We start from the raw sequence: 24,548 nt of genomic DNA on the forward strand, positions 1-24,548 counted from the left end.
TTCCGTCTCGCGCCCGTCCGGGCTCCTGTCGGGATCAGGCGGCGTCGCCGACCGCGTGGTTCGCCAGGGCCTCCAGGGCCTTCACCATGGCCGAGTGGTCCCAGGCCGCGCCGCCCTGGGCCACGCAGGCCGAGAACAGCTGCTGCGCCAGCGCCGTGGCGGGCAGGCTGAGGCCGAGCGTCCGGGCGTTGTCCAGGGCGAGGTTCAGGTCCTTCTGGTGCAGGCCGATGCGGAAGCCGGGATCGAAGGTCCGCTCGATCATCCGCGCGCCGTGCAGCTCCAGGATCCGCGAGGTGGCCAGCCCGCCGGTGATCGCCTGCCGCACCTTGGCGGGATCGGCGCCGGCCTTCGAGGCGAAGAGCAGCCCCTCGGCCACCGCCTCGATGGTCAGGGCGACGATGATCTGGTTGGCGACCTTGGCCACCTGTCCGGACCCGACCGGGCCGACATGCGTGACCGTCTTGCCCATCGCGGCGAACAGGGGCTCGGCGTGCGCGAAGGTCTCGGCCTCGCCGCCGACCATGATCGAGAGCGCGGCGTTCTTGGCCCCGACCTCGCCGCCCGAGACCGGCGCGTCGAGATAGGCGCCGCCCCGCTCGGCGATCCGGGCGGCGAAATTCTTTGTGGCCAGCGGCGCGATCGAGCTCATGTCGATCACGGTCTTGCCCGAGCTGAGCCCCTCGGCGACCCCATCCGCCCCGAACAGGACCTGCTCCACGTCCGGGGTGTCGGGCAGCATCAGGATGATCGTGTCTGCGCGCTCGGCGACCTCGGCGGCGGTGGCGCAGGCGGTGCCGCCCGCCGCGAGCAGGGCCTCGGGCACGCTGCGCCGGGACTTGAGGAACAGGCTGTGGCCCGCCGCGATCAGGTGTCCGGCCATGGGCGTGCCCATGATGCCGAGGCCGATGAATCCGATGTTCATGGGTACGATCCCGTTGCGGAACTCAGGCGCGGAAGCGGGCGGCGAGCGCCTCGGAGCTGCGGGCGAGCAGCCCCATGTCGGAGCCCACCGCGGTGAAGCGGGTGCCGGCCGCGATGTAGCGGCGGGCCAGCTCCTCGCTCGGCGTGAGGATGCCGGCCTGCTTGCTGGCCCGGACGATCCGGGCGACCGCCGCCTCGATGGTGGCGACCACCTCCGGGTGGCCCTGCTGGCCGACATAGCCGAGGCTGGTGGAGAGGTCGCCGGGCCCGATGAACACGCCGTCCACGCCCTCCACGGCGGCGATCGCGTCCAGATTGTCGAGGGCGCGGCGGGACTCGACCTGCACCGCCACGAAGATCTCGGCCTCGCAGCGGGTGTGGTAGTCCTTGATCCGGCCGAACCGAGCGGCGCGGGGCGCCTGCGAGAAGCCGCGGATGCCGCGGGGCGCGTAGCGCGTCGCCGCGACCACCCGGGCGGCCTGCGCGGCGTCGTCGATGTTGGGGATCATCAGCGACTGCGCGCCGGCGTCGAGGACGCGCTTGATGGTGATCGGGTCGTCGCTCGGCACCCGCACCATCGGGTGCGTGTCGCCCTCCATCATCGCCTGGAGCTGGGCGTAGATGTCCCGGAGGTCGTTGGCCGAGTGCTCCATGTCGAGGAGCAGCCAGTCGAACCCGGCCCCGGCGACCACCTCGGTGGAGATGGGACTGGCGAGGCTGCACCACAGGCCGATCTGCTGGCGCCCCTCGGAGAGCGCCGCCTTGAAGCGGTTGGTGAGGCTGTCCATCACGATCCTCCCTGGGGGCGTCGCGGCGTCTGCGCGCCGTCCGCCCCATCACGCGCAGCCTTCCGCCGCGAGGTCAAAGCCAAACACTGGATCGATCGATGCGGATCGCGCATCGATCGACCGTGCGGGCTCACGCGGGCGGCATCTCCGCCACGATCGAGACCAGCTGGGCGATGAGCGGGTCGTCCGCGTCGCGCCGCCACGCGAGGAGGAGCTCCACGGGGCGCGGCGCCGGCAGGGCGAGGGGGCGGAACACCACGCCCTCGAAGCGCAGGCGCTCGGCGGCGGCCGGCACCAGGGCGATGCCGAGCGCCGCCCGGACGAGGGCCAGGATCGAGTGGATCTGCGTGAGCTGCTGGACTATCGGCGGCCGGATCTCGGCCTCCGCGACGAGGCCGAGGACGAGATCGTGGAAGTAGCGCGCCTCGTTGGGCGCGTAGCCGATGAGCGGCTCGCGCCCGAGATCGGCGGGGGTGAGCCCGTCGCGCAGGGCCAGGGGGTTCCCGGCCGGCAGGGCCACCACCAGGGGCTCGGCCAGCGCCCGGACGGCGATCAGGTCCGGGTGCGTCACGGGCGGGCGCACCAGCGCGGCGTCGATCCGGCCGGCGAGCAGCTCCTCGATCTGGTCCTTGCTGACCATCTCGCGCAGCGCGAGCGTCACGTCCGGCAGCGCCCGCCGGAACGCGGTGACGAGGCGGGGCAGGAAGTCGTAGGCCGAGGCCGCCGTGAAGCCGAACTTGAGGACGCCCGCGCGCCCCGCCGCGACCTGCCGGGTGACGTGGGTCGCGGTCTCGGCGAGCCGCAGGATGCGCTGCGCCTCGGGCAGGAAGCTGCGACCGGCGGCGGTCAGCCGGACCGTGCGGCTGGTGCGCTCCAGGAGCTGCACGTCGAGGACGCGCTCCAGGACCTGGATCTGCCGCGACAGCGGCGGCTGCGTCATGTTCAGCCGGGCGGCCGCACGCCCGAAATGCAGCTCCTCCGCCACGGCGGCGAAGCACCGGAGCTGGCTGAAGTCGAACATGAAGGCTCCCTCTCCCGGACCGCGGCGCAGTCGGGCGGGAGCATAAGGCCTTCGCGGCGGCCACGTTGAGATCGCCGCCCTCATCCAATTAGGTAAGGCGGCGGCCTCCGGGCCCGACCGGCCTACGGGGTCACCTCGTGCCCGGCATAGTCGATCCGGCCGTCCGGCCCCTTGGTCCACTCGTAGATGACGTAGTCGGGGCGGGTGAGATCGCCCTTCCCGTCGTAGGCGATCGGCCCGACCACCGTGTCCACCGGCTGGCCCCGGTGCAGCCAGTCGGCGAGCGCCTTGCCGTCGCTGGAGCCGGTCTCGGCCATCGCCTTGGCCAGGACCTGCACGGCCGCGTAGGCGTAGAGCGTGTAGGCCTCGGGATCGATGCCCCGGGCGTTGAACGCCGCCACCACGCCCCTGGCGTTCGGGTTCTTGCGGGCGTCCGGCGCGAAGGTCATCAGGGTCCCGGCCGCGCCCGGGCCGGCGATCTGGACGAATTCCTTGTCGGGGATGGCGTCGCCGCTCATCATGCGGGCGGCGAGGCCCTGATCGCGCATCTGCCGGATGATCAGCCCGGCCTCGGTGTGCACGCCGCCGAAATAGACGACGTCGACGTTGGCGGACTTCATCTTGGAGACGAGCGCCGCGTAATCCTTCTCGCCCGGGTTGATGCCCTCGAACAGCACCTCCTTGCCGCCCTTGGCCTTGAAGGCCTTCAGCGTCTCGTCGGCCAGCCCCTTGCCGTAGGGCGTCTTGTCGTGGACGAAGGCGATCTTCCTGCCCGGGAAGTGCGCGGCCAGGTAGCTGCCCGCCACCGCGCCCTGCTGGTCGTCGCGGCTGCAGGTGCGGAACGTGTTCCACATGCCGCGCTCGGTGAACTTCACGCTCGTGGAGGCCGGCGTGACCTGGATGATGCCGGCGTCGAGGTAGACGTCGGAGGCCGGGATCGTGACGCCGGAATTGTAGTCGCCGACGACCATCTTCACGCCGTCGCTGGCGAACTTGTTGGCCACCGAGACGCCCTGCTTCGGGTCGGAGGCGTCGTCGCCGACCGTGACGGCCAGCGTCGTGCCCTTCAGCGTGCCGGCCCTGTTGATGTCCTCCACCGCCTGGCTCACGCCGTTCCGGATCTGGGCGCCGAAAGCCGCGTTCGGCCCGGTCATGGGCGCGGCGACGCCGATCTTCACCGGCGTGCCGCCCTCCTGACCTTGCGCCGCGGTCATGAACAGCAGCCCGGCCAGGCCGGCCATCAGTAGTCGCGTCATCTTTCCCCCAAGATGTGGCCGGACAGATCGCCGACGAACGCTGAATTCGGATAGATCAACGCGGATCCCCGCGCGTCGAGTCGCAGATCACCCGGCGCGATCCTGTCGCTCACCTTCACTGGGGTCAAGGTTTGGGGGCGGGCCGAGACGGTCACCGGCGCGGGCGCGCGATCGGCCGGCGGGCGCTCACGGAGCCGTGCGGCGGCCCGAAGGCCCGACGGGTCGGGATGGCGCCGATGATGCATCGGGCCGGCGCATCCGCAGCAACCCGCCGTGACCGATGACCGCCTTCCGTCCCCGCCGCCCCCCCAGCCCCGGCCGACCGGGCCCGCGTCCGGGACGCGGCTGATGGGGCCGCGCGCGGACGAGGATCGGGACGGGGATCGGGGCGAGGGTCGAGACGCGTCGGTGGACTGGGCCGAGCGCCGCCGGATCGCCGAGCAGGGCCGGGGCGACCGGGCGTGGTCGCTCTGGGGCCCCTATCTCAGCGAGCGGCAATGGGGGACCGTGCGGGAGGATTACAGCCCCTGCGGCAACGCCTGGGCCGCCCTGACGCACGAGGACGCCCGCTCGCGCGCCTATCGCTGGGGCGAGGACGGGCTGGCCGGCATCTGCGACGAGCGCGGCAACCTGTGCCTGGCCCTCGCACTCTGGAACGGGCGCGACCGCATCCTCAAGGAGCGGCTGTTCGGCCTGACCAACCAGGAGGGCAACCACGGCGAGGACGTGAAGGAGGTCTACCACTACCTCGACGCGGTCCCGAGCCACGCCTACCTGAAGATGCTGTACCGCTACCCGCAGGCGGCCTTCCCCTACGCGGACCTCGTCGACGAGAACGGGCGGCGCGGGCGGGAGCAGCCCGAGTACGAGATCGAGGAGACGGGCGTCTTCGACGGGGACCGGTTCTTCGACGTCACCGTGGAGTACGCCAAGGCCGACGCCGACGACGTCCACGCGGTGATCACCGCGCTGAACCGGGGGCCCGAGCCCGCCGACCTCCACCTCGTCCCGCAGCTCTGGTTCCGCAACACGTGGTCGTGGGAGGCCGGGCAGGCGCGCCCGCGGATCGCCCGCGCGCCCGACGGGGGCGCCGTCTGCACCCACGAGCGGCTCGGGCCGTACCGGCTCGCCTTCGACGGGGCGCCGGACCTGCTGTTCTGCGAGAACGACACCAACCTGCGGCGGCACGGCGGGCAGCCGGACGCCGCGGGGCCGTTCAAGGACGGTCTCCACGCGGCGATCGTCGACGGCGATCCCGCTTCGGTGCGCCGGGACGCGGGCACCAAGCTCGGCCTGCACTACGCGCTGCGGCTGGCGCCCGGGGCGACCGCCCGGATCCGCCTGCGGCTGTCGGCGGGCCTGCGCGCCCGGGCCGTCGACGACGGGTCCCTGGTCCGCCGCCGGGTGGCCGAGGCGGACGCGTTCTACGAGGAATTGCAGGACGGCATCGCGAGCGCGGAGTCCCGCGCGATCTTCCGCCAGGCCGCCGCCGGCCTGATCTGGTCGAAGCAGCTCTACAGCTACGACGTGCGGCGCTGGCTGGAGGGCGACCCGCTCCAGCTGCCGCCGCCCCGGGGGCGCGCGGGCGGCCGCAACGGCCAGTGGCGCCACTTCGCGGCGGCCGACGTGCTGTCGATGCCCGACACCTGGGAATATCCCTGGTTCGCCGCCTGGGACCTCGCCTTCCACTGCCTGCCGCTCGCCCTGCTGGACCCGGACTTCGCCAAGAAGCAGCTCCTGCTGCTCACCCGCGAATGGTACATGCACCCGAACGGCCAGCTCCCGGCCTACGAGTGGGAGTTCGGCGACGCCAACCCGCCGGTCCACGCCTGGGCCACCTACCGGGTGTTCGAGATCGACCGGGACCGGCGGGGCGGGCGCGGCGACCTCGCCTTCCTGGAAGGCGTGTTCCACAAGCTCCTGATCAACTTCTCCTGGTGGGTGAACCGCAAGGATGCGCAGGGCCGCAACGTGTTCCAGGGGGGCTTCCTGGGGCTCGACAATGTCGGCGTGTTCGACCGCTCGCGCCCGCCCCCGGGCTTCGGGGTGGTGCACCAAGCCGACGGCACCGCCTGGATGGCGATGTACGCGCTCACCATGATGCGCATCGCCCTGGAGCTCGCCCTCCACAACGACGTCTACGAGAGCACCGCCTCCAAGTTCTTCGAGCACTTCCTGCTGATCGCCGAGGCCATGACCGACATGGGCGGGTCGGGCGGGGACGGGCAGGGCTACGGCCTGTGGGACGAGATAGACGAATTCTACTACGACGAGGTCGACATCCCCGGCGGCGGGATGCTCCCCTTGCGGGTCCGCTCCATGGTCGGGCTGGTCCCGCTCTTCGCCGTCGAGGTGATCGAGCCCTCCGTGCTCCACCGGCTGCCGGACTTCGCCCGGCGCCTGAACTGGGTGCTGGAGAACCGGCCCCACCTCGCCCGCTTGGTCTCCCGCTGGACCGAGGGGGGCGTGAAGGACCGCAAGCTGCTGTCGCTGCTGCGCGGCCACCGGATGAAGGCGCTGCTGCGCCGCATGCTCGACGAGGCCGAGTTCCTCTCGCCCTACGGCGTGCGCTCCCTGTCGAAGGTGCACCGCTACGCGCCCTACGTGCTCAACGAGCTCGGCGCCTCCTTCACGGTCCGGTACGACCCGGCCGATTCCACCTCGAACATGTTCGGCGGCAACTCGAACTGGCGCGGCCCGGTCTGGATGCCGATGAACTTCCTCATCGTCGAGGCTCTGCGGCGCTTCCACACCTATTACGGCGACGACTTCCTAGTGGAGTACCCGACGGGCTCGGGCGCGATGCTGACGCTCAGCGCCATCGCGGACGCCCTCGAGGACCGCCTGATCGCGCTGTTCGCCAAGGACGGGACCGGGCGCCGGCCGGCCTTCGGGACCCGGCCGCCGATCGCCCCGGCGCCGGGTGCCGAGGAGGCGCTGCTGTTCCACGAGTTCTTCGACGGGGATACGGGGCGGGGCCTCGGCGCCGCGCACCAGACCGGCTGGACGGCCCTGATCATCAACCTGCTGCGCGACCGGGCACGCCCGCGATAGGCGCGCCCGGCCGGGAGCCGGCCGATCCGGTCAGCAGCTCAGCCGCCGGCCCTCGCGACGCCCGAACACTTTGTAGTGGGCGGCGCCCGATTCCATCTGGCCGTTGGCCACGGCGCGGCGGACATCCGGGTTGCAGCGCAGGTACTCGCGCTCGTCGAACCCGTAATTGGCGCGGCCGCGGTAATCGTCCCGGTCGCGGTAGCCGCGGTCCCGGTACTCGTAATCGCCGCGGTCGCGGTAGCCCCGGCCGCCGTAATCGTCGTAGTCGGGGCGCGGCTGCGCGGAGACCGGGCCGACCACGCCCAGAATGCCGAGGCTCACCGCGGCCGCTGCCAGAATCGCCTTCATCGTACCAATCCTCCCTTGTCGGTGGCCAGAAACGCGTCGGGGCGCGGATGGTTCGATCGCCTCGGACGTGGCACCCCCGGCCAGCTCGAGCCCAGCACGGGCTCAGCCCCCGCGATGCGGGAAGCCCGCCTCGCGGCTCTGCCCCGGCCCGCGCCGGGGCGGGCACCGCCCCGGCGCGGACGCGCGTCACATGCGGCGCATCATCTCGCGACGCATCTCGCGGTGGCGCATCTCGCGGCGCATCTCCCGATGCATCATGTGGCGCTCCATCCGGTGGCGCATCATCCGGCGCTCCATGCGACGGCGCATCATGTGGCGCTCGACGGGATCCATCTGGACCGTCGAGACCATGCCGGCGGGCGCCGACACGCCCGTGCCGGGGCCGATCGGCGCGGCGGAGGCCGGGCTCGCGACGGCGGAACCGAGGGCCGCCAGCAGGGCGGCGGCAATGATCGTTGAACGCACGTGAGGTTTCCTCTCTCGCCGCCCGGGAAGACGGGCGGGCGTATCCAGGGGACTCGCGGCCGGATCCGCCCGCAATCCCGCCCAGGAAGGCTCGGGCCGCCCGGATGGTTCCCCGGACCGGGCCGCCCCGCCAGGAACGCGCCGGAGCGGTATCGCGACGGGCATCGCGTCGGGCCGGCGGCCCGGCCCCGTGGCCGCCCTGGGTTGGACCGGGCAGGGCGCAGGTGATGCACGAACGCATCACCCGGCCGCAAAAGCGAACGGAACCAAGCCGCGGCACGACCGAAGATCAGAGCAACATCTCCGCTGACAATGACTCGAATAGGCCATCAAGATAATAAGTCTGCAAAATCCGCGTATTTGGTAAAATACACTTCTCGCATCAACAATTGTATATCTAGTCAAATTTGATGAGATAGGTCGAAAATTTACGCTTCAGAATCGAGACATCACGACCTAATCATAAGAGCGCATCATGCGAACCGCGCGAGATCAGCAGAAGCTCCACTTCGGCATCCGAATCCTTACCGACGAAGAGACCTTGACGCTCATGCCTTCGACGACGCGCGGCGGGGGACACTACATGTACCGCATCTCGAGTTCTGGACTTCTCCTGTGCCTGCTGTCGCAGACCGCGATGGCGGCGGACCTCCCGCGGCGGGCCCTTCCGCCGGCGGCGACGGCCGTGCCGATCTTCTCCTGGACCGGAGCGCATGCCGGCCTGTTCGCCGGTTACGGGACCCTCGATCGGGCCACGCAGTTCGTCTGCACAGGTCCGGACGGGCAGCCCGGAGCCCGGAACTGCCCGGTCATTCCATCGAAGCGGGCCTCGGACGGGAGCTTCGTCGGCGGCGCCGAGGTCGGCTACGATTGGCAGGTGAATTCCGGCTTCGTCGCCGGCGCCGCCGCGGATTACCAATTCACCCGGCTGTGGGGCTACGATCGCCGCGAGGGCGCTTTTCCGGCCGCGGGCGGCGGCTTCTATCGCCGCAGCGTCGCCCATTCCGGCCAGAGGCTGGACGAACTCGCCACCCTGCGCGGCAGGATCGGCTTCGCCGTCGATCGCACCCTCGTCTACGCCACGGGCGGCCTCGCCGCGGGCACGGTCCGGACCGACAACAACCTGTCGTTGGCCGGTTTCCCGCTGTTCGACGGGCGCCAGGGCGCGGTGCGCCTGGGCTACGTGGCCGGCGCCGGCATCGAGCACGCCTTCAGCGAGCACCTCTCCGCCAAGGTCGAGGGTCTCTACTACGATCTCGGCTCCCGGGCGGTCCTCCCGGCTCCGTCGTACCCCGTGCTGACCGGCTACCACGCCGGCACGCGGGTCGCGACGGACGGCTTCCTGGCCCGCGTCGGCCTCAACTACCGGTTCGGAGCCGGGCTTCCCACCCTGGCCCCGATCGCGTCGGCAGGCCCGGCCACCTGGGATTTCGAGGGCGGCCTGCGCTACTTCTTCAGCTCCGGGACACCGCGCGAGAAGCTCGGCGACCCCGACGCGCCCGGCCAGCTCAATTCGCGCCTGACCTACAACAACACCCAGGCGCATGCCGGCGAGAGCTTCGCACGGCTCGAGCACAACCCCACCGGCCTGTTCGCCAAGGGCTTCCTCGGCTCGGGCGGCGTCACCGGCGGCCGCCTCGCCGACGAGGACTTCCCGCCCGCCCTGCGCCGCTATTCGAAGACGCTGTCGCCGATCAAGGACGGCGACATCGGCTACGGCGTGATCGATCTCGGCTACGACGTGCTGCGCCGGGACGGGTACAAGCTCGGCGGCTTCCTCGGCTACCAGTTCGCGTCCGAACTGTACAACGGCTACGGCTGCCGTCAGGTGGCGGGCGGGACTCCCTGCGCCAGACCCTACCCGACCAGCATGAAGACGCTGGGCGAGAGCATGCAGTGGAACGCGCTGCGCGTCGGCGTGATCGGCGAAGCGCGGTTCGACCGGGTCCGGCTGAGCCTGGAAGGCGCCTACCTGCCGGTCGTGAGCCTGAGCGGCGTCGACCGGCACTGGCTGCGGCCCGATATCAATCCGGGGCCGGAAGGCGGCCGCGGCGACGGCTACTTCCTGGAGGGGATCATCTCGTACGACCTGACGCCGTCCGTCAGCGTCGGCGTCGGCGGCCGCTACTGGCAGCTCCAGGCCGACAAGGCGCACACGACGGCCTTCCCGTTCTCGCCGCCCAGCCCGATGAAGTTCGAGACCGGTCGCTACGGCGGCTTCGCGCAGCTCTCCTACCGGCTGGCCGATTTCGGCTTCGGCGAGACAGGCGCTCCGGCGGCCCCGATCCGCAAGGACTGATCCAGCCGCCACGCCGCGCCCGAACGCGGGCGCGGCAGGCCAGGGGACGGGCCGCGCCGGCCGTTCGATTCCGGTGCCTCGATATCCCGGTGCCTCGATCCCGGCATCGCCCCCCCGGCCCGCGGCAGCGACGCCGCGGGGCCGCTCAGCTTGGCCGCGCGGCCGCGTGAACCGGCCGCGACCGGTCGTCGGCGTCCCCGGCAGGTCCGGCCCGGACAAGAGTTCCGGCCCGGACAAGAGTTCCGGCCCGGACAGGAGTTCCGGCCCGGACGGGAGTTCCGGCCCGGACGGGAGCGCTGGCACGCTCGACGGAGGGCCGACGCGGCCGGACCGCTCCCCCACGCAGCACGCGCCCCGCGCGCCCTCACCTCCTCACGGCCGCGGCCGGGCCGGGTTCCCCACCACGGTGGCGCCGGCCGGGACGTCGCGCGTCACCACGCTGCCCGCCCCGACGATCGCGTCGTCGCCGATCGTGACCCCGGGGAGGATGATCGCGCCGCTGCCGATCCAGACATTGGCGCCGATCACCACCGGGCGGGCGAATTCCAGCATCTGCCGGCGCTGGGCCGGCTCGCGCGGATGATCGGGGGTCAGGATCTGCACGGCCGTGCCGATCTGCGTCAGGTCGCCGATCGTGACCGACATCACGTCGAGGATGCTGCACCCGAAGTTCAGGAACACGCCGCGGCCCAGGCTGATGTTGTAGCCGTAGTCGCAGTGGAACGGCGGCCGGATGTTGCAGCCCGGGCCGACCCGCGCGAAGGCCTCCTCCAGGAGCGCCTGCCGCTCGGGCTGGCTCCGCGTCTGCGCGGCGTTATACCGGTCCATCCATTCCGAGATGCGCCGGTTGTCGGCGGCCAGTTCCGGGTCGTCGGCGCAGTACAGCTCGCCCGCCAGCATCCTCTGCTTCTGGGTCTTCACGATCTCTGTGTTCATGGTGGGGACCTCCCTCCGGCCGCGTCGGACCCTAGCTATGCGTACAGATGTACATATCAAGGCCGCGCGCGTCACGGCCCGGCTGCCCTGAACCGGATCCGAGGAGGTCCCCTTGCCCGCCGCCCAGCGCCGTTTCGACCCGGATCGCCGGGCGCGCATCATCCGGGCGACCCTCGACGTCGTCGCCGAGCACGGCGTCGCCGGCACGACCCACCGCCGGGTCGCGGCGGCGGCCGACGTGCCGCTGGGCTCCATGACCTACCATTTCGACAGCCTCGACGCGCTTCTGACCGAGGCGTTCACCGGGCTCGCCGACACGGTCTCGGCGCGGTTCGCCGACCGGCTCGCCGCGGCCGCGACCGTCGACGAGGCCTGCGAGGCCGTGGTCGACCTGATCGTGAGCGACCTCTGGGCGAGCCCGCGCACGATGCTGCTGAGCTACGAACTCTACGCCTTCGCGGCCCGGAACCCGCCGCTGCGCCGGGTCATGCAGGACTGGATGGCCAAGAGCCGGGCCGCCCTGGAACGGCACTTCGCGCCGGAGACCGCCAAGGCCCTCGACGCCATGATCGAGGGCCTGACGATCCACCGCTCGGTCGACCCGCAGCCGGCGGATCGGGCGCAGGTGCGGGCGATCGTGGAGCGGCTGGTGCGGTAGGGCCGCACCCGTCCCCGCACCCGCCCCCCACCGGGCCGGGGACGCCGCGTGCCGGCCCCTCAAGCGATCGTGATCGCCGGCCGGACAGGTGCCGAATGCCGCACGGTGCCGGCAAGGAATCAGCAACCGTCGCGCGAGCAGGTTCGCCCCGATGCGTGCCGAGGGCGCGCCCGGGCGCGGTCCGCGCCGGTGGTGGGGAACCCTGGGGCCGATGCAGATTGACGCGACCCGCCCGGCCGCGCCGCCGGATCCCGCTCCGCGCCGGGCCGCGGGCGAGCCTGCACCCTGGGACGGGGGCCCCGGCTTCGGGCAGTGGCGTCTCGATCCGCGGACCCGCCGGGTGACCCGATCGGCGAGTCTCGCGCGGCTGCTCGGGACGCCCGGCGCGTGCGACCTGCCGCTCGCCGAGCACGTCGCGTGCTATCATCCGGACGACCGCGCCGCCCTGGTCGCGCGGCTCGAGGGGATTCTGGAAGGAAGCCGGCCGGCAATCCCCTACCAGGCGCGGGCCCGCATCGTCCGCCCGGACGGGACCGTGCTGGACGCGATCATCCAGGGGCTGCCCGAGTTCGGGCCCGAGGGCGCGCTCGTCGCCCTGCACGGCCTCATTCTCGACGTGACCGACCTCGTCCGGTCGGAGCGGCGGGCGCGCGAGACCGACATGATCCTGCGCGGCACGCTGGACAGCTTGGACCAGGGACTCGTCGTCCTCGACGCCGACCAGCGGGTGCGCGCGTTCAACCGAAGCGCCGCGGACCTGCTCGACCTGCCGGACGACGTCCTGCGGGCGGGCGTCGCCCTCCCGGACATCCGCGCCTACCAGCGGGCCCGCGGCGACTGCGCGGCGGCCGGGTCCGATCCGGGCCTCGGAACGGGCGCGCGCGCCGGGCTGCCGCCGCTGTTCGACTGGCGCCTGCCCGGCGGCCCGATCCTGGAGGTCCGGTGCGCGGCCCTGCCGGACGGCGGCACGGTCCTGACCTTCGGCGACGTGACCCAGAACCGGATCGCCGAGCGGGACCTGGAGGAGAGCGAGCGCCGCTACCGGCTGCTGGCCGAGAACGCCACCGACATCATCATCTGGTCCGACCTGACCGCCCGCCGCCGCTACGTCTCGCCGGCGGTGCGCGCCGTCCTGGGCTACGATCCGCAGGAGCTGATCGGCACCCATCCCCTCGACTTCGTCCATCCCGACGAGGTCGGCGCGTACCGCCGCGTCCTCGACGACCTCACCGGCGGCCGCGCGTCCCGCGCCCTGACCTCCCAGCGCTACCGGCACCGGGACGGGCACTGGGTCTGGGTGGAGATCTCGTTCAGCCTGACCCACGATCGGGCGACCGGCGCCCCGGACGGCTACGTGGCGACCCTGCGCGACGTGAGCGCCCGCAAGGCCGCGGAGGACGCCCTGCGGTTGAGCGAGGCCCGCTACCGCGCCCTGGCCGACGCGCTGCCGCAGCTCGTCTGGATCGCCAGCACGGAGACCGGCGACGCCTCCTACGTCAACCGGCGCTTCGAGGATTACTACGGCCCGATCGGCCCGACGCGCGCCGCCCGGATCGCCCGGACGCATCCCGACGACACGGAGCGGATGGAGCGGCTGTGGTCGGAGGCGCCCGCCCGCCGCGCGCCCTACGAGGTCGAGGGCCGCCTGCAGCGGCACGACGGCGCCTACCGCTGGCACAAGATCGTGCTCCTGCCGATCTGGCAGGGCGAGAGCATGGTGGGCATGCTCGGCACCGCCCTCGACATCGACGAGATCGTCACCGCCCGGCGCGCCGTGGAGGATGCCAGCAGCCTGCTGCACCTCGCCCAGCAGGCCGCCCATGCCGGGACGTGGCACCTCGACCTCGACAGCGGCCGGATCGAGTGGTCCCCCGAGAGCGCGCGGCTCCACGGCATCGAGACCGACCGGAACCACGCCCTCGACACCCGGGACTGGCTCGCCCTGATCGACCGCGCCGACGGCGAGCGGGCGCTGCGGATCGCGGCCGCGGCCGCGGCCGCCGGGCAGACCTTCTCGATCGAGTTCCGGGTCCCCACCGCGGACGGCGGGGTGCGCTGGATCAACGGCGTCGGGCGCGGCGCGCCCGGGCAGGCGCGGCGGATGATCGGCCTCAACATCGACGTCACCGCCCGCAAGGCCGCCGAGGCGGCGCTCCTCGCCGCCAAGGCGGCGGCCGACGCCGCGCGCCTGGAGGCGGAGCGGGCGAGCGCGGCCAAGAGCGAGTTCCTCGCCGCCATGAGCCACGAGATCCGCACGCCGCTCAACGGGGTGATCGGCTACGCCGACCTGCTCCTCGACGGGACGGATCTCGGACCGTCGGCGCGCCGGAACGCCGACCGCATCCGCACCGCCGGGGCCGCGCTCCTGACCGTGGTCAACGACGTCCTCGACTTCTCGAAGGTCGAGGCCGGGCAGATCGAGATCGTGCCCCGGCCCTTCGCCCTGGAGGCGCTGATCGACAACGCGGTGTCGATCGTGCGCCCCTCCGCGGAGCGCAAGGGGCTCGCCCTCACGCTCGCCCAAGGCCCGGGCCTGCCCGACTGGGTCGAGGGCGACGAGGACCGCCTCCGGCAGATCCTGCTCAACCTGCTCAACAACGCCGTGAAGTTCACCGCGTCGGGCGGCATCGACCTGTCGGTCCGGGTCAGCCCGGACGCGATCGGCGGGACGCGGCTGCGCTTCGCGGTCCGCGACACCGGCATCGGGATCCCGACCGACAAGTGCGACCGCCTGTTCCGGCGCTTCTCGCAGGTCGACGGCTCGATCAGCCGCGAGTACGGCGGCACCGGGCTGGGGCTCGCCATCTCGAAATCCCTCGTCACGCTGATGGGCGGGACGATCGGCGTCGCGAGCACGGTCGGGCACGGCTCGACCTTCTGGTTCGAGGCCGACCTGCCCGCGGCGGTCCCGCCGGCCCGCGCGACCGCGCCGGCCTCGGCGATCGCCCGCGCGACCGGCCGCCGCCTGCTCCTGGCCGAGGACGTGCCGCTCAACCAGGACCTCGCCCGGATGATCCTGGAGCGCGCCGGGCACGCGGTGGACGTGGTGGCCGACGGGGTCGCCGCGGTGGCGGCCGTCCAGGCGCGATCCTACGACCTCGTCCTGATGGACGTGCAGATGCCCGTGATGGACGGCATCGCGGCGACCCGGCGGATCCGCGCCCTGGGCGGCGCCGCCGGCCGCCTGCCGATCCTCGCGATGACGGCGAACGTCCTGCCGCAGCAGGTGGCCGAGCTGCGCGCCGCCGGGCTCGACGACCATATCGGCAAGCCGTTCCGCGCGGACGCGCTGCTCGCCGCGATCGACCGGTGGGCGGCCCCTCGCGCCGAGCCGCCGCGCCGCGCGGGGACGATCGACCGGGCCACCCTGGACGAGATGACTGCGATGGTCGGCCAGGCGCGCATGGGCGACCTCCTGGCGATGCTGGCGAAGGAGCTCGCCGAGCGGTTCGGGCCGGCGGCGACCGACGGCGACCGGACGCGGCTGATGGGGGACGCGCACGCCATGGTGTCGGCGGCCAGCATGATCGGCTTCCTGGATCTGGCCGCGACCTGCCGGGCCTTCGAGACGGCCTGCCGCGCGGGCGAGGACGTCACCGCGCTGCTGGCCGCGCTCCGGGCCCAGGCGGCCGCCACGATCGACGAGATCGCCGCGCTGCGCGCGGCCTGAGCGGGGGCGCCGGAGCCAGCCCGCGGGTTTTGCACGCCCAAATTCTCGTCTCCCAGCCACGCGGCGGCGAGGAACGATCTTCCCAGCCGGCGGTCCCGCGCCGGCTGCGCGCCCGCCGGGCCGCGACTCCGGGACGACGATGGCGGGCGCCTCCGGCGAGGGCGGTTCGGAGAACGGCACCGGCTATCGCGCGCGTCCGGGGAGATGGATATTCCGGCGCGCGCGGTCCGCGCACCGCCGCGGGCGGCTGCCCGCGACCCGCGCACCGCCGCGGGGGCCGCGGCGCGAGGCGGATCCCGGGCGCGACCGGGGCAGGGCACGGGCCCTTGCCTTCGTGGCCGAGCTCGGCCGACCCTGCGCCCGGCCGCCCGAGTCGCCTCCGCGCCGGGCCGGCCGGAATGGGGGACATCTCATGACATCTGCCGGTCCGCACCGCCGCGCCGTCGCGCTGGCCGCCCTGGCCGCCCTGGTTCTCGGCGCGCCGTTCACCGGCACCGCCCGCGCGGCCGACCGGGAGGTCACCTTCGCCCACCAGGACATGGTGGTGCCGTTCCGCGCCCTGATGGCCTCCGGGGCGATCGAGAAGGCGACCGGCTACACGATCCACTGGCGCAAGTTCGGCGGCGGCGGCGACGTGATCCGCGCCATGGCCTCGGGCAGCGTCCAGATCGGCGAGGCGGGGTCGAGCCCGATCGCGGCGGCCGCCTCGCAGGGGCTCGACATCCAGCTGTTCTGGATCCTCGACGAGATCGCCGACGCCGAGCAGCTCGTGGCCCGCGCCGGCAGCGGCGTGACGGGTGTGGCCGACCTGCGCGGCAAGACGATCGCGGTGCCGTTCGTGTCGACCGCGCATTACCAGCTGATCGCCGCCCTGGCGGAGGCCGGGCTGACGCAGGCCGACGTCCGGATCCTCAACATGCGGCCGCCCGAGATCGCCGCCGCCTGGGAGCGGGGCGACATCGACGCGACCTTCATCTGGGACCCGGTGCTCGCCCGGGTGAAGAAGTCCGGCACCGTGGTGGTCTCGGCCGGCGACCTCGCCCGCCGGGGCAAGGCGACCTTCGACGGCCTCGTGGTCGACCGGGCCTGGGCGGCGCGGAACCGGGACTTCCTGGTGACGCTCGTCCGGCTGATCGCCGCCCAGGACGCGGCCTACGCCGCCAGGCCCTGGGGCGCCGACGCGCCGGAGGTGGCGGCGGTGGCCCGGATCAGCGGCTCGGCGCCCGCCGAGGTGCCCGCGAGCCTCGCGGCCTACCGGCTCCCGACCCTGGAGGCGCAGGCCTCCCCGGCCTGGCTCGGCGGCGCCGCCGCCAAGGCCCTGACCGAGACCGCCGCCTTCCTGAAGGCGCAGGGGCGCGTGCAGGCGCTGGCGCCCGACTACGCCCGGTTCGTCACGACGCAGGTCGTGGACGCGGCCCGGAAATAGCCTGTCCCCGGACCGGAGGGCCCATGATCGAGATCCGCAACCTGAGCGTCCGCTACGGGCAGGGCGCCGACGCGGTCGCCGCGCTGTCGGGGATCGACCTGACCATCGGTCCCGGAGAGTTCGTGGTGGCGCTCGGCGCCTCGGGCTGCGGCAAGACCACCCTGCTCTCGGCGATCGCGGGATTCCTGGCGCCCACCGAGGGCCGCATCCTCCTCGACGGCGCGCCGGTCCGGGGTCCGGGAGCCGAGCGGGGCGTGGTGTTCCAGCGCCACGCCCTGATGCCCTGGCTGGACGTCGCCGAGAACGTGGCCTTCGGACCGAAGATGCGGGGCGTGCCCCGGGCGGAGCGGCGGCGGATCGCCCTGGCGACGCTCGACCTCGTCGGCCTGCCCGACTGCGCCGACCGGAAGGTCTACGCGCTCTCGGGCGGGATGCAGCAGCGGGTCGGCCTCGCCCGGGCGCTCGCCGGAGACCCGCGCGCCCTGCTGATGGACGAGCCGCTCGGCGCGCTGGACGCCTTCACCCGCGAGCAGATCCAGGAGCTGATCCTCCGGATCTGGCACCGGACCGGCAAGATGGCCTTCTTCATCACCCACGACGTCGAGGAGGCGGTGTTCCTCGCCACCCGGCTGGTGATCATGAGCCCGCGGCCCGGCCGCATCGTCGAGACGCTGGACCTGCCCTTCTCCCGGGCGTTCGTCGAGGGCCGCGACGCCCGGGCCGTGAAGTCGGACCCCGCCTTCATCGCCGTGCGCGAGCGCGTGCTCGCGCGCATCCGCGGCGGCGCCGGCGCGGCACCGGAGGCCGTCCGATGAGCGGTCTGCCCCGCGCCGCGCCGGACGCGGTCCCGGACGTGATCCCGGACGTGATCCCGGACGTGATCCCGGACGTGATCCCGGACACGGTCCCGGCCCCGGCTCCGGCGGCGGCCCCGCTGGCGCGCACCGGAATCCGCCGCCGCCGCGGGATCCTGGTGCCGACGGTCAGCGCCGCCACGGTGCTGGCAGCCCTCGGCCTCTGGCTGGTCGCCACCCGTGCCGGCTGGGTGAAGCCGCTGTTCCTGCCGCCGCCGGAGGCGGTCCTGGCGGCCTTCGGTCAGGCCTGGCGCGGGGAGATCGACGGAGCCCCGCTCGGGCTCCACATCGGCGACAGCCTCCTGCGCGTCCTCGGCGCCTTCGCGCTCGCCGCCCTGGTGGGCATCCCGGCCGGGCTCGCCATGGGCACGAGCCGGATCGCCCGGGGCATCCTCGACCCGCCGATCGAGTTCTACCGGCCGCTGCCGCCGCTCGCCTACCTGCCCCTGATGATCATCTGGTTCGGGATCGGCGAGCTGTCGAAGGTGCTGCTGATCTTCCTCGCCTGCCTCGCCCCGGTGGCGCTCGCCGCGCGGGCGGGGGTGCGCTCCGCCTCGGTCGACCAGATCAACGCCGCGCGCGCCCTCGGGGCGAGCCGCTGGCAGGTCCTGCGCCACGTGGTCTTCCCGGCGGCGCTGCCGGAGATCCTGATCGGCCTGCGGATCGGCATGGGCGTGGGCTGGACCACCCTGGTGGCCGCCGAGATGGTGGCGGCCCAGGCCGGGCTCGGCCAGCTCGTCCTCAACGCCTCCAATTTCCTGCGCACCGACGTGGTGGTGATGGGCATCCTGCTGATCGGCCTGTTCGCGGGCCTGTTCGAGCTCGGGATGCGGGGCCTGGAGCGCGTGCTGGTGCCCTGGAAGGGCCGACACTAGCGCCGCCGCAGCACCCGCTTGAGCCGGCTGCCCGCGTGCGGATCGACGTAGTGCAGCAGGGCCGTGGCCCGGATCGCGTCGGACGCGCAGGGCTCGTTCGTGTGCAGCGAGCGGTAGCCCCAGAAGAAGTACAGGCTTCCCGGCTTCAGCGACAGGCGGATCACGCGGTCGCTGCCGCGGTCGTAGGCGCGGGTCAGGAGCTTCTGCGCGAGCGGATTGTCGACCAGCGCCTTGTCGACAAGGTTGCGGAGGTAGCTTCGACGCAGTGCGCGGGTGTTCGGGTGGATGATCAGGCGCCCCGGAGAACCGTGGTCCGGCATCGTGACCGGGACGAGGGCCGTGAGCACGTACGAGTCGAAGTGGAAGCGCATCGAGTGCGTCCTGGCGCCATGTCCCGCCAGACAGCGCAGGATCTGGTAGTAGCCGACATCCGGCGCGGGCCGTCCCACGGCGCTCTCGTAGATGCCGCGGCACAGGGCGTTGAAGGTCGGGTCGTCCGGCAGGGCGGCCAGGAACGTGCCGCCGAGATCCTTCGTCCCGGTGAAACCCGCGTACTCACCGCCCTTCGCGGCGACCGCCCGCGCGACGAAAGCCTGCGCGACGCGCAGGTCCTCCGGGCTCACGTAGTCCTCGAGAACCGCGTAGCCCTGTGACGTGATCTGCTGCGCGATCGCCCCCGCCACGGCGCCGGAGGGGACCTTGAACATGTAGCTCATGGGACCGAACCTTGCCGACCCGAGCCAGACGACACCTGAGAGCCGGTCCGAACGCCATCAGGCGCATTATCTGAGCCGATAGAGCCGGATTCGTCAATCATTCATCTGGATAAATAGCTGCACAAGATGGCGCAAGTTGCGCCATTACTGCACAGGCCGCCGGGACGAAGGGGGCCATGGGTTCACGGCGCGGCGGATGGGTCCGCGCGGAGACCCTGCGGATCGGAGGAACGGGCCGGCCCGCGCGCGGCTCTGCATCCACGTCCGCGTCCCGACAAGATGTGGGGCCCACCAGGCAGCGGACGTGGAGGTCGGCAGAACCAACCCGTCCTTGATCGCGTCGGCCCGCTCGCCGGTCGCCCTCATTTGATGCGCTCGCTGCGCTGACGAACCGCGTCCAGCGCCCGCGCGGACGCGCAGGGCGCGCAAGCTCCGGCCCGGACCGGGACGTCCCGGGCCCCTCGGCCAGGACGCTGGGCCTGGACGCTGGGCCTCGCCCCGTCCCTGCCGGCGGAGTCAGGTGTCGGCCAGTGGAGGGACGGCACGTCGCGGCGGCCAGCAGAAAAAAATTCCCTTCGAGTCCGCCGCTCAACTCTGACGGAAGCCTAGGGCAGGCGAACCGGGCACGGCGAGACAACACATATATTTGAATACAAGATCTTTACGGGAATTTGTATTGGGCTATAATGGATTTTGCAGGATCACAATCGTCGCGCAGCGTCGCCTCTGGTTGCGGTGAGATCGGGGAGGTCTCGGATGGACCACGCGGACGACGTCGTATCCGAGGCGGCGCTCGTCGCGGCGCTCGAAGCCTCGGGCGGCGTCGGCTTCTGGATGTGGGACATCCTCCGGGACGAGGCGCGGGCCGATCCGGTGAGCGCCCTGCTGTTCAACATCAGCCCGGCCCGGTCGCGGGTCGGGGTCAGCCTCGCGGAGCTCCTGAAGGCCGTCCATCCGGACGATCAGCCCCACATCTCGCAGGTCATTCTGGACTGCGTCCGGACCGGCGGCTCCTACACGGCGGAGTACCGCGTCTGCTCGCCGGAGGGGCGGCTGCGGTGGCTGTTCACCCGCGGGCACTTCTACCTGGACCAGGACGGGCGGCCGACCACCGGACGGGGCGTGATCGTCGAGATCTCGGACAGCAAGGCGGCCGGCGCGGCTTTCGCGGAGCGCGACGGGGACACGATCGACGACGCCCTCAGCCGCACCGCCGACCTCTGCCTGTCGCTGCACAACACGGTCTCGGTGCTCGGCGACACCGCCCTCGTGGCGCTGACCGAGACGCTGCTCCTCGAGATCGGCAAGCGGCTCGCGGAGCGCCAGCGCGCCGAGCGCAGCGGCGGTCTGCACTGAGCGGGGCAGCTGCCGGAGGTCGCGGATCGTCCGCTCGATGCGCGCCGCCCCGGCTTCGTCGACCGGCACCGGCTGTCCGGTCTCGTGCGGCCCGTCCGGGACCGGCGCCCCCCGCGCCTGCGACCTTCCGACCGGAACTTGGCCGTGCGGCACCCGTGTTTGCCGGTTGAATGAGCCCCGCGCTCACAACTGCTGAGAGGTGAACGCCATGACCACGGACGCCCGCGAGATCTACGTCACGGCCCTGAAGAACACCCATGCTGTGGAGATGCAGGCGCTGCAGATCATGGAGCGGCAGGTCGAGCGCCTGGAGCGCTATCCCGAGATGGAGCAGGCCCTGCGCCGCCACATCGAGGAGACGCACGGGCAGCGCCACCGGCTGGAGGAGGCGCTCCAGAGCCTGGGCGACAGCCCCTCGACCCTCAAGGAGGGCTTCCTGGGCTTCGTCGGCAACATGATGGCGCTGGGTCACACGCCGGCCCAGGACGAGATCCTGAAGAACACCTACGCCAACCACGCCTTCGAGAATTTCGAGATCGCCGCCTACGAGTCGCTGCTCACCATCGGCGACGCCGCCGGCCAGCAGGGCCACCGGACGGCGTTCGAGCAGTCCCTCAAGGAGGAGCAGGCCATGGCGGAGGCGGTGCGCAAGCTGATCCGCCCGACCACCGAGCGCTACCTCTCCCTGACGGTATCCGGCGCCAAGGCCGACCGCTGAGGTCCCGCCGTCCCCGCCCCGAGACCGGGCGGGGACGGCCCTTCGTCCACCTTCGCCCCCGCCCGAGCCACGCTGACCCGGTCTGATCGCGCGCCCATGGACACCGGAAGCCGCCCCTCGACGGACAGCCCTCGGCCGGAGCCGGGATCCTCCGGCGGAGCCCTGGGGCCGGACTGCGTCCACCTCTGCGTGGACATGCAGCGCATGTTCGCCGAGCCCACCGACTGGCAGACCCCGTGGATGAACCGCGTCCTGCCCCATGTCTGCCGCCTCGCGGCGGCGCATCCGGAGCGGACCGTCTTCACCCGCTTCATCCCGGCCGCCCGGCCGGGCGAGGGCCGCGGGACCTGGGCGACCTACTCGCGGCGCTGGGCCGGCATGACCCGGGAGCGCCTCGACCCGGGCCTGATCGACCTCGTCCCGGACCTCGCCCGACTGGCTCCGCCCGCCGAGATCGTCGACAAGACCGTCTACTCGCCCTGGCTCGAGACGGGTCTCGACGCGCGCCTGCGCGCGCGGGGGGTCGACACGCTGATCGTCACAGGCGCCGAGACCGACGTCTGCGTGCTGGCCGCCGTGCTCGGCGGGGTCGATCTCGGCTACCGGATCGTGCTGGCCACCGACGGCCTGTGCAGTTCCTGCGACGAGGCGCACGACGCCCTCCTGCTGATGTACCGGATGCGCTACGGCCACCAGGTCGAGACGATGACGACCGCCGAGATCCTCGACCGCTGGCACTGAGCCGGCCGCGCGCCCTCCCGCCGGGCCCGAGCATCCGATCTGTAATGGACAAGCTCAAGGCGAGTTCTCGGCCCGGCTCCGCCGGCCACCCCGGCTCACGAACACTCGATCCGTGCGACCGCGCACGCGAAAAACAGTCGCGGCGCATGAACCGGTGGCCGGTGAGACCGTTATGTTCCTGAACAGGGTTCCGGAGGAAAGGTTATGGCCAAGCACGAGATCCTCGGCTACTTCGAGCACCGCCGCGACGGGGCCTGGGTCTGCGTCCGTCCCTTCACCCTGACCACGCGGGACGCGAGCGTCGACATCCGCCAGGGCATGCGCTTCGACTACGGCAAGCGCGTCGGGGGCGTCGATCTGGCCGAGTACCTCGAGCGCCTGGGTTCGCAGTTCGGCTCCTGAGGCGCGGCCACGCGCGAGCCGCAGATCGCAGACCCTTCGACGCGGCGCCGGGCGTGACCCCTGCGCCGCGCTTCGTCGTTCCGGGCGCCGCTCAGGCGCCGCCCCACTGCATCGTCAGGCCGCCATCGACCACCAGGGTGTGGCCGGTGACGTAGGCGGCGTCCTCCGAGGCGAGGTAGAGGATCGCCCGGGCGATCTCCTCGGGCTGGCCGGCCCGGTGCCACGGGATCCGCTCCAGGGACTCGTCGAGAACCTCCGGCTTCTCGAACCGGTCGGCGGTCATCGGCGTCTCGATCAGGCCCGGGGCGACGTTGTTGACGTTGATCCGGTCCTCCGCGAGTTCGCGCGACAGGGACCGGCAGAGGGAGCCGAGCCCGGCCTTCGACATGCCGTAGGGGGCGCTCTCCGGCGTGGGCAGGTGCTGGGCCACGGAGGAGACGAATACGATCTTCCCGTTGCCGCCCTGGGCCCGGCGCATCCGGATGAAGGGGCGGGCGCAGAACAGCGGCCCCATGAGGTTCACCCGCAGGATCCGCTCCAGCACCGCGTCGTCCATCTCGGCGACCGGCATCCCGCTCATGGCCTGCCCAGCATTGGCCACGAGGATGTCGAGGGTGCCGAACTCGCTGCCGATGCGGTCGAAGGCCGCCGTGACCGCCGCCGGGTCGCCGACGTCGAGCTGGAGCACCAGCGCCCGCCGGCCCGCGGCCTCGACCCGCGCGGCGGTCTCGCGGATGCCCTCCGCGTCGCTGTGATAGGTGATGGCCACGTCGGCGCCCGCGCGGGCGAGCAGTTCCGCGGTCGCCTGCCCGATGCCGGAATCGGCCCCGGTGACCAGGGCGCGGGTGTCGGTGAAGCGCATCGCGGATCTCTCGCTGACGCCGCCGTCGCGGCGGGGTGCCTGGGCAATGGGCGCCGGCCGGGCCGGTTCCGGGCGCGCGCAGCCGCCGCAGGGGAACCCGATCCGGGTTCGCGTCTTTGACGCCCCGCCGCCGCATGGCCTAGTGAGGTCGCATGTCCCTCGAAGATACGACCCGCTCGCTCGCGGAGGAGTGCGCGCCCGACACGCGGAGCCGCATCCTCGCGACGGCGGGCACGTATTTCCGCGAGATCGGCTACCAGAAGACGACCGTGGCCGACATCGCCCGGACGCTGAAGATGAGCCCGGCCAACGTCTACCGCTTCTTCGAGTCGAAGAAGGCGATCAACGAGGCGGTGCTGGAGCGGCTGATCGGCGAGAGCGAGGCGGTGATCCTCGGCATCGCCGACCGGCCGGGCCTCGACGCCACCGCGCGCCTCGCGGCGGCGATCGAGGCCCTGCATCGCGACTCCACCCGGCGCTGCGAGACGTTTCCCCGCCTGCACGAGATGATCGAGGCGGCGATGGCGGAGAGCTGGGACGTCTGCCGCCACCACGTCGCCCGGATCACCGCCGGGTTCGAGCGGATCATCCGCGACGGGGTGGCGCGGGGCGAGTTCGAGGCGGCCGATCCCGCCGAGGCGGCCGCCTGCGTCCACGTCGCCATCGCCCGCTACACCCACCCGCTGCTGGTGGGCTGCTCCACCCTCCAGCCGGTGCCGCCCATGGCGGCGATGACGGCGTTCCTGCTGCGGAGCCTCGCGCCGCGCGGGTCGCTCCCGTAGCGCGCCGCCTACTCGGAGGCCGGCCCCGCCTCCGGCGCCGGCTCGGAGGCGCTGGGCTGCGGCCCGTCATAGCCCTCGATCACCAGGATCTCGGCCTCGACGCCGCCGCGCTGCTTGGCCTTGGCGGCCTGGTAGAGGTCGGAGTTCCAGCAGGCGAGGGCGTCGGCGTAGCTCGGGAACTCGATCACCACGTTGCGGGACCGGGCCGGGCCCATCACCGCCTCGTGGGCGCCGCCGCGCACGAGGAACCGGCCGCCGAACTTGGCGAAGGCCGCGCCGTTGGCCGCCACGTAGTCCTTGTAGGCCTCCCCGTCGCGGACATCGACCCGCGCGATCCAGTAGCCCTTGGTCATGCTGCGTCTCCTGCCCTGCGGAGCGAAGTGGGACCGCTCCGCCCGAA

22 protein-coding genes are annotated in these 24,548 nt (G+C 72.4%); 12 read left to right on the forward strand and 10 right to left on the reverse strand.

The features are described from left to right. Positions 1–34 precede the first annotated feature (34 nt). From ACLBYB_RS17545 to ACLBYB_RS17560, 4 genes are all read right to left on the reverse strand, one after another. Complete coding sequence (locus tag ACLBYB_RS17545) at positions 35–922, reverse strand: 2-hydroxy-3-oxopropionate reductase (RefSeq protein ID WP_447699531.1); 888 nt, start codon at positions 920–922, stop codon at positions 35–37. A 22-nt stretch (positions 923–944) separates the two neighbouring features. Beyond that, on the reverse strand, positions 945–1,709 hold the full coding sequence (locus ACLBYB_RS17550) for an HpcH/HpaI aldolase family protein (RefSeq protein ID WP_447699532.1): 765 nt from the start codon (positions 1,707–1,709) through the stop codon (positions 945–947). Positions 1,710–1,839: 130 nt separating this feature from the next. Beyond that, the gene (locus ACLBYB_RS17555; RefSeq protein WP_447699533.1) at positions 1,840–2,730 is read right to left on the reverse strand and encodes a LysR family transcriptional regulator; all 891 of its coding nucleotides are present in this window, start codon (positions 2,728–2,730) and stop codon (positions 1,840–1,842) included. A gap of 122 nt (positions 2,731–2,852) precedes the next feature. Further along, positions 2,853–3,986 carry a branched-chain amino acid ABC transporter substrate-binding protein gene (locus ACLBYB_RS17560; RefSeq protein WP_447699534.1) on the reverse strand — a complete coding sequence of 378 codons (1,134 nt, stop codon included), beginning with the start codon at positions 3,984–3,986 and terminating at the stop codon, positions 2,853–2,855. Between the two features lie 348 nt (positions 3,987–4,334). Here ACLBYB_RS17560 and ACLBYB_RS17565 point away from each other — a divergent pair, with 348 nt between their 5' ends. Further along, on the forward strand, positions 4,335–7,040 hold the full coding sequence (locus ACLBYB_RS17565; RefSeq protein ID WP_447699535.1) for an MGH1-like glycoside hydrolase domain-containing protein: 2,706 nt from the start codon (positions 4,335–4,337) through the stop codon (positions 7,038–7,040). Between the two features lie 30 nt (positions 7,041–7,070). On the opposite strand, the gene ACLBYB_RS17570 is transcribed toward ACLBYB_RS17565, so the two are convergent. Continuing rightward, positions 7,071–7,388, reverse strand: a complete 318-nt coding sequence (locus ACLBYB_RS17570; protein ID WP_447699536.1) for a hypothetical protein — start codon at positions 7,386–7,388, stop codon at positions 7,071–7,073. A 186-nt stretch (positions 7,389–7,574) separates the two neighbouring features. Beyond that, entirely contained in the window at positions 7,575–7,853 is a 279-nt protein-coding gene (locus tag ACLBYB_RS17575; RefSeq protein WP_427509520.1) for a hypothetical protein, read from the reverse strand. Positions 7,854–8,403: 550 nt separating this feature from the next. Between ACLBYB_RS17575 and ACLBYB_RS17580 the strand changes: the two genes are divergently transcribed. Next, positions 8,404–10,152, forward strand: a complete 1,749-nt coding sequence (locus tag ACLBYB_RS17580; RefSeq protein ID WP_447699537.1) for an outer membrane beta-barrel protein — start codon at positions 8,404–8,406, stop codon at positions 10,150–10,152. Positions 10,153–10,524: 372 nt separating this feature from the next. Here ACLBYB_RS17580 and ACLBYB_RS17585 read toward each other — a convergent pair whose 3' ends face one another. Further along, positions 10,525–11,088: a sugar O-acetyltransferase gene (locus tag ACLBYB_RS17585; RefSeq protein WP_447699538.1), complete on the reverse strand. Its 564-nt coding sequence runs from the start codon at positions 11,086–11,088 to the stop codon at positions 10,525–10,527. A 112-nt stretch (positions 11,089–11,200) separates the two neighbouring features. On the opposite strand from ACLBYB_RS17585, the gene ACLBYB_RS17590 reads away from it, so the two are divergent. From ACLBYB_RS17590 to ACLBYB_RS17610, 5 genes are all read left to right on the forward strand, one after another. Then, positions 11,201–11,746, forward strand: coding sequence for a TetR/AcrR family transcriptional regulator (locus ACLBYB_RS17590; protein WP_020093203.1), 546 nt, complete (start codon positions 11,201–11,203; stop codon positions 11,744–11,746). 211 nt (positions 11,747–11,957) lie between these two features. After that, positions 11,958–15,416 (forward strand): PAS domain S-box protein, encoded by a 3,459-nt coding sequence (locus ACLBYB_RS17595; protein WP_447699539.1) that lies wholly within the window; start codon positions 11,958–11,960, stop codon positions 15,414–15,416. 412 nt (positions 15,417–15,828) lie between these two features. Continuing rightward, positions 15,829–16,842, forward strand: coding sequence for a taurine ABC transporter substrate-binding protein (tauA, locus tag ACLBYB_RS17600; protein ID WP_447699540.1), 1,014 nt, complete (start codon positions 15,829–15,831; stop codon positions 16,840–16,842). A 23-nt stretch (positions 16,843–16,865) separates the two neighbouring features. Beyond that, the gene (locus tag ACLBYB_RS17605; RefSeq protein ID WP_447699541.1) at positions 16,866–17,657 is read left to right on the forward strand and encodes a taurine ABC transporter ATP-binding protein; all 792 of its coding nucleotides are present in this window, start codon (positions 16,866–16,868) and stop codon (positions 17,655–17,657) included. Then, the gene (locus ACLBYB_RS17610; RefSeq protein WP_447699542.1) at positions 17,654–18,571 is read left to right on the forward strand and encodes an ABC transporter permease subunit; all 918 of its coding nucleotides are present in this window, start codon (positions 17,654–17,656) and stop codon (positions 18,569–18,571) included. The genes ACLBYB_RS17605 and ACLBYB_RS17610 overlap by 4 nt, the downstream gene beginning before the upstream one ends. Here ACLBYB_RS17610 and ACLBYB_RS17615 read toward each other — a convergent pair. Continuing rightward, on the reverse strand, positions 18,568–19,287 hold the full coding sequence (locus tag ACLBYB_RS17615) for a hypothetical protein (protein WP_447699543.1): 720 nt from the start codon (positions 19,285–19,287) through the stop codon (positions 18,568–18,570). The genes ACLBYB_RS17610 and ACLBYB_RS17615 overlap by 4 nt on opposite strands. A gap of 756 nt (positions 19,288–20,043) precedes the next feature. Here ACLBYB_RS17615 and ACLBYB_RS17620 point away from each other — a divergent pair. The 4 genes from ACLBYB_RS17620 to ACLBYB_RS17635 all read left to right on the forward strand — a co-directional run bounded on the left by ACLBYB_RS17620 (position 20,044) and on the right by ACLBYB_RS17635 (position 22,504). Next, the gene (locus tag ACLBYB_RS17620) at positions 20,044–20,643 is read left to right on the forward strand and encodes a PAS domain-containing protein (protein WP_100252078.1); all 600 of its coding nucleotides are present in this window, start codon (positions 20,044–20,046) and stop codon (positions 20,641–20,643) included. A gap of 208 nt (positions 20,644–20,851) precedes the next feature. Further along, positions 20,852–21,361: a ferritin-like domain-containing protein gene (locus ACLBYB_RS17625; protein ID WP_056523329.1), complete on the forward strand. Its 510-nt coding sequence runs from the start codon at positions 20,852–20,854 to the stop codon at positions 21,359–21,361. 96 nt (positions 21,362–21,457) lie between these two features. Next, a complete protein-coding gene (locus ACLBYB_RS17630) occupies positions 21,458–22,102 on the forward strand; it encodes a cysteine hydrolase family protein (RefSeq protein ID WP_447699544.1) in 645 nt (214 codons plus the stop codon). A 204-nt stretch (positions 22,103–22,306) separates the two neighbouring features. Continuing rightward, positions 22,307–22,504, forward strand: coding sequence for a hypothetical protein (locus ACLBYB_RS17635; protein ID WP_012318739.1), 198 nt, complete (start codon positions 22,307–22,309; stop codon positions 22,502–22,504). Between the two features lie 91 nt (positions 22,505–22,595). Here the strand turns inward: ACLBYB_RS17635 and ACLBYB_RS17640 are convergent, their stop codons facing one another. Further along, positions 22,596–23,366, reverse strand: coding sequence for a glucose 1-dehydrogenase (locus ACLBYB_RS17640; protein WP_132367614.1), 771 nt, complete (start codon positions 23,364–23,366; stop codon positions 22,596–22,598). Positions 23,367–23,518: 152 nt separating this feature from the next. Between ACLBYB_RS17640 and ACLBYB_RS17645 the strand changes: the two genes are divergently transcribed. Continuing rightward, positions 23,519–24,148, forward strand: a complete 630-nt coding sequence (locus ACLBYB_RS17645; protein WP_020093213.1) for a TetR/AcrR family transcriptional regulator — start codon at positions 23,519–23,521, stop codon at positions 24,146–24,148. Positions 24,149–24,156: 8 nt separating this feature from the next. Here the strand turns inward: ACLBYB_RS17645 and ACLBYB_RS17650 are convergent, their stop codons facing one another. Further along, positions 24,157–24,501 (reverse strand): DUF1330 domain-containing protein, encoded by a 345-nt coding sequence (locus tag ACLBYB_RS17650; RefSeq protein WP_447699545.1) that lies wholly within the window; start codon positions 24,499–24,501, stop codon positions 24,157–24,159. Positions 24,502–24,548 lie beyond the last annotated feature (47 nt).

The organism is Methylobacterium sp. D54C (genome assembly GCF_053345595.1).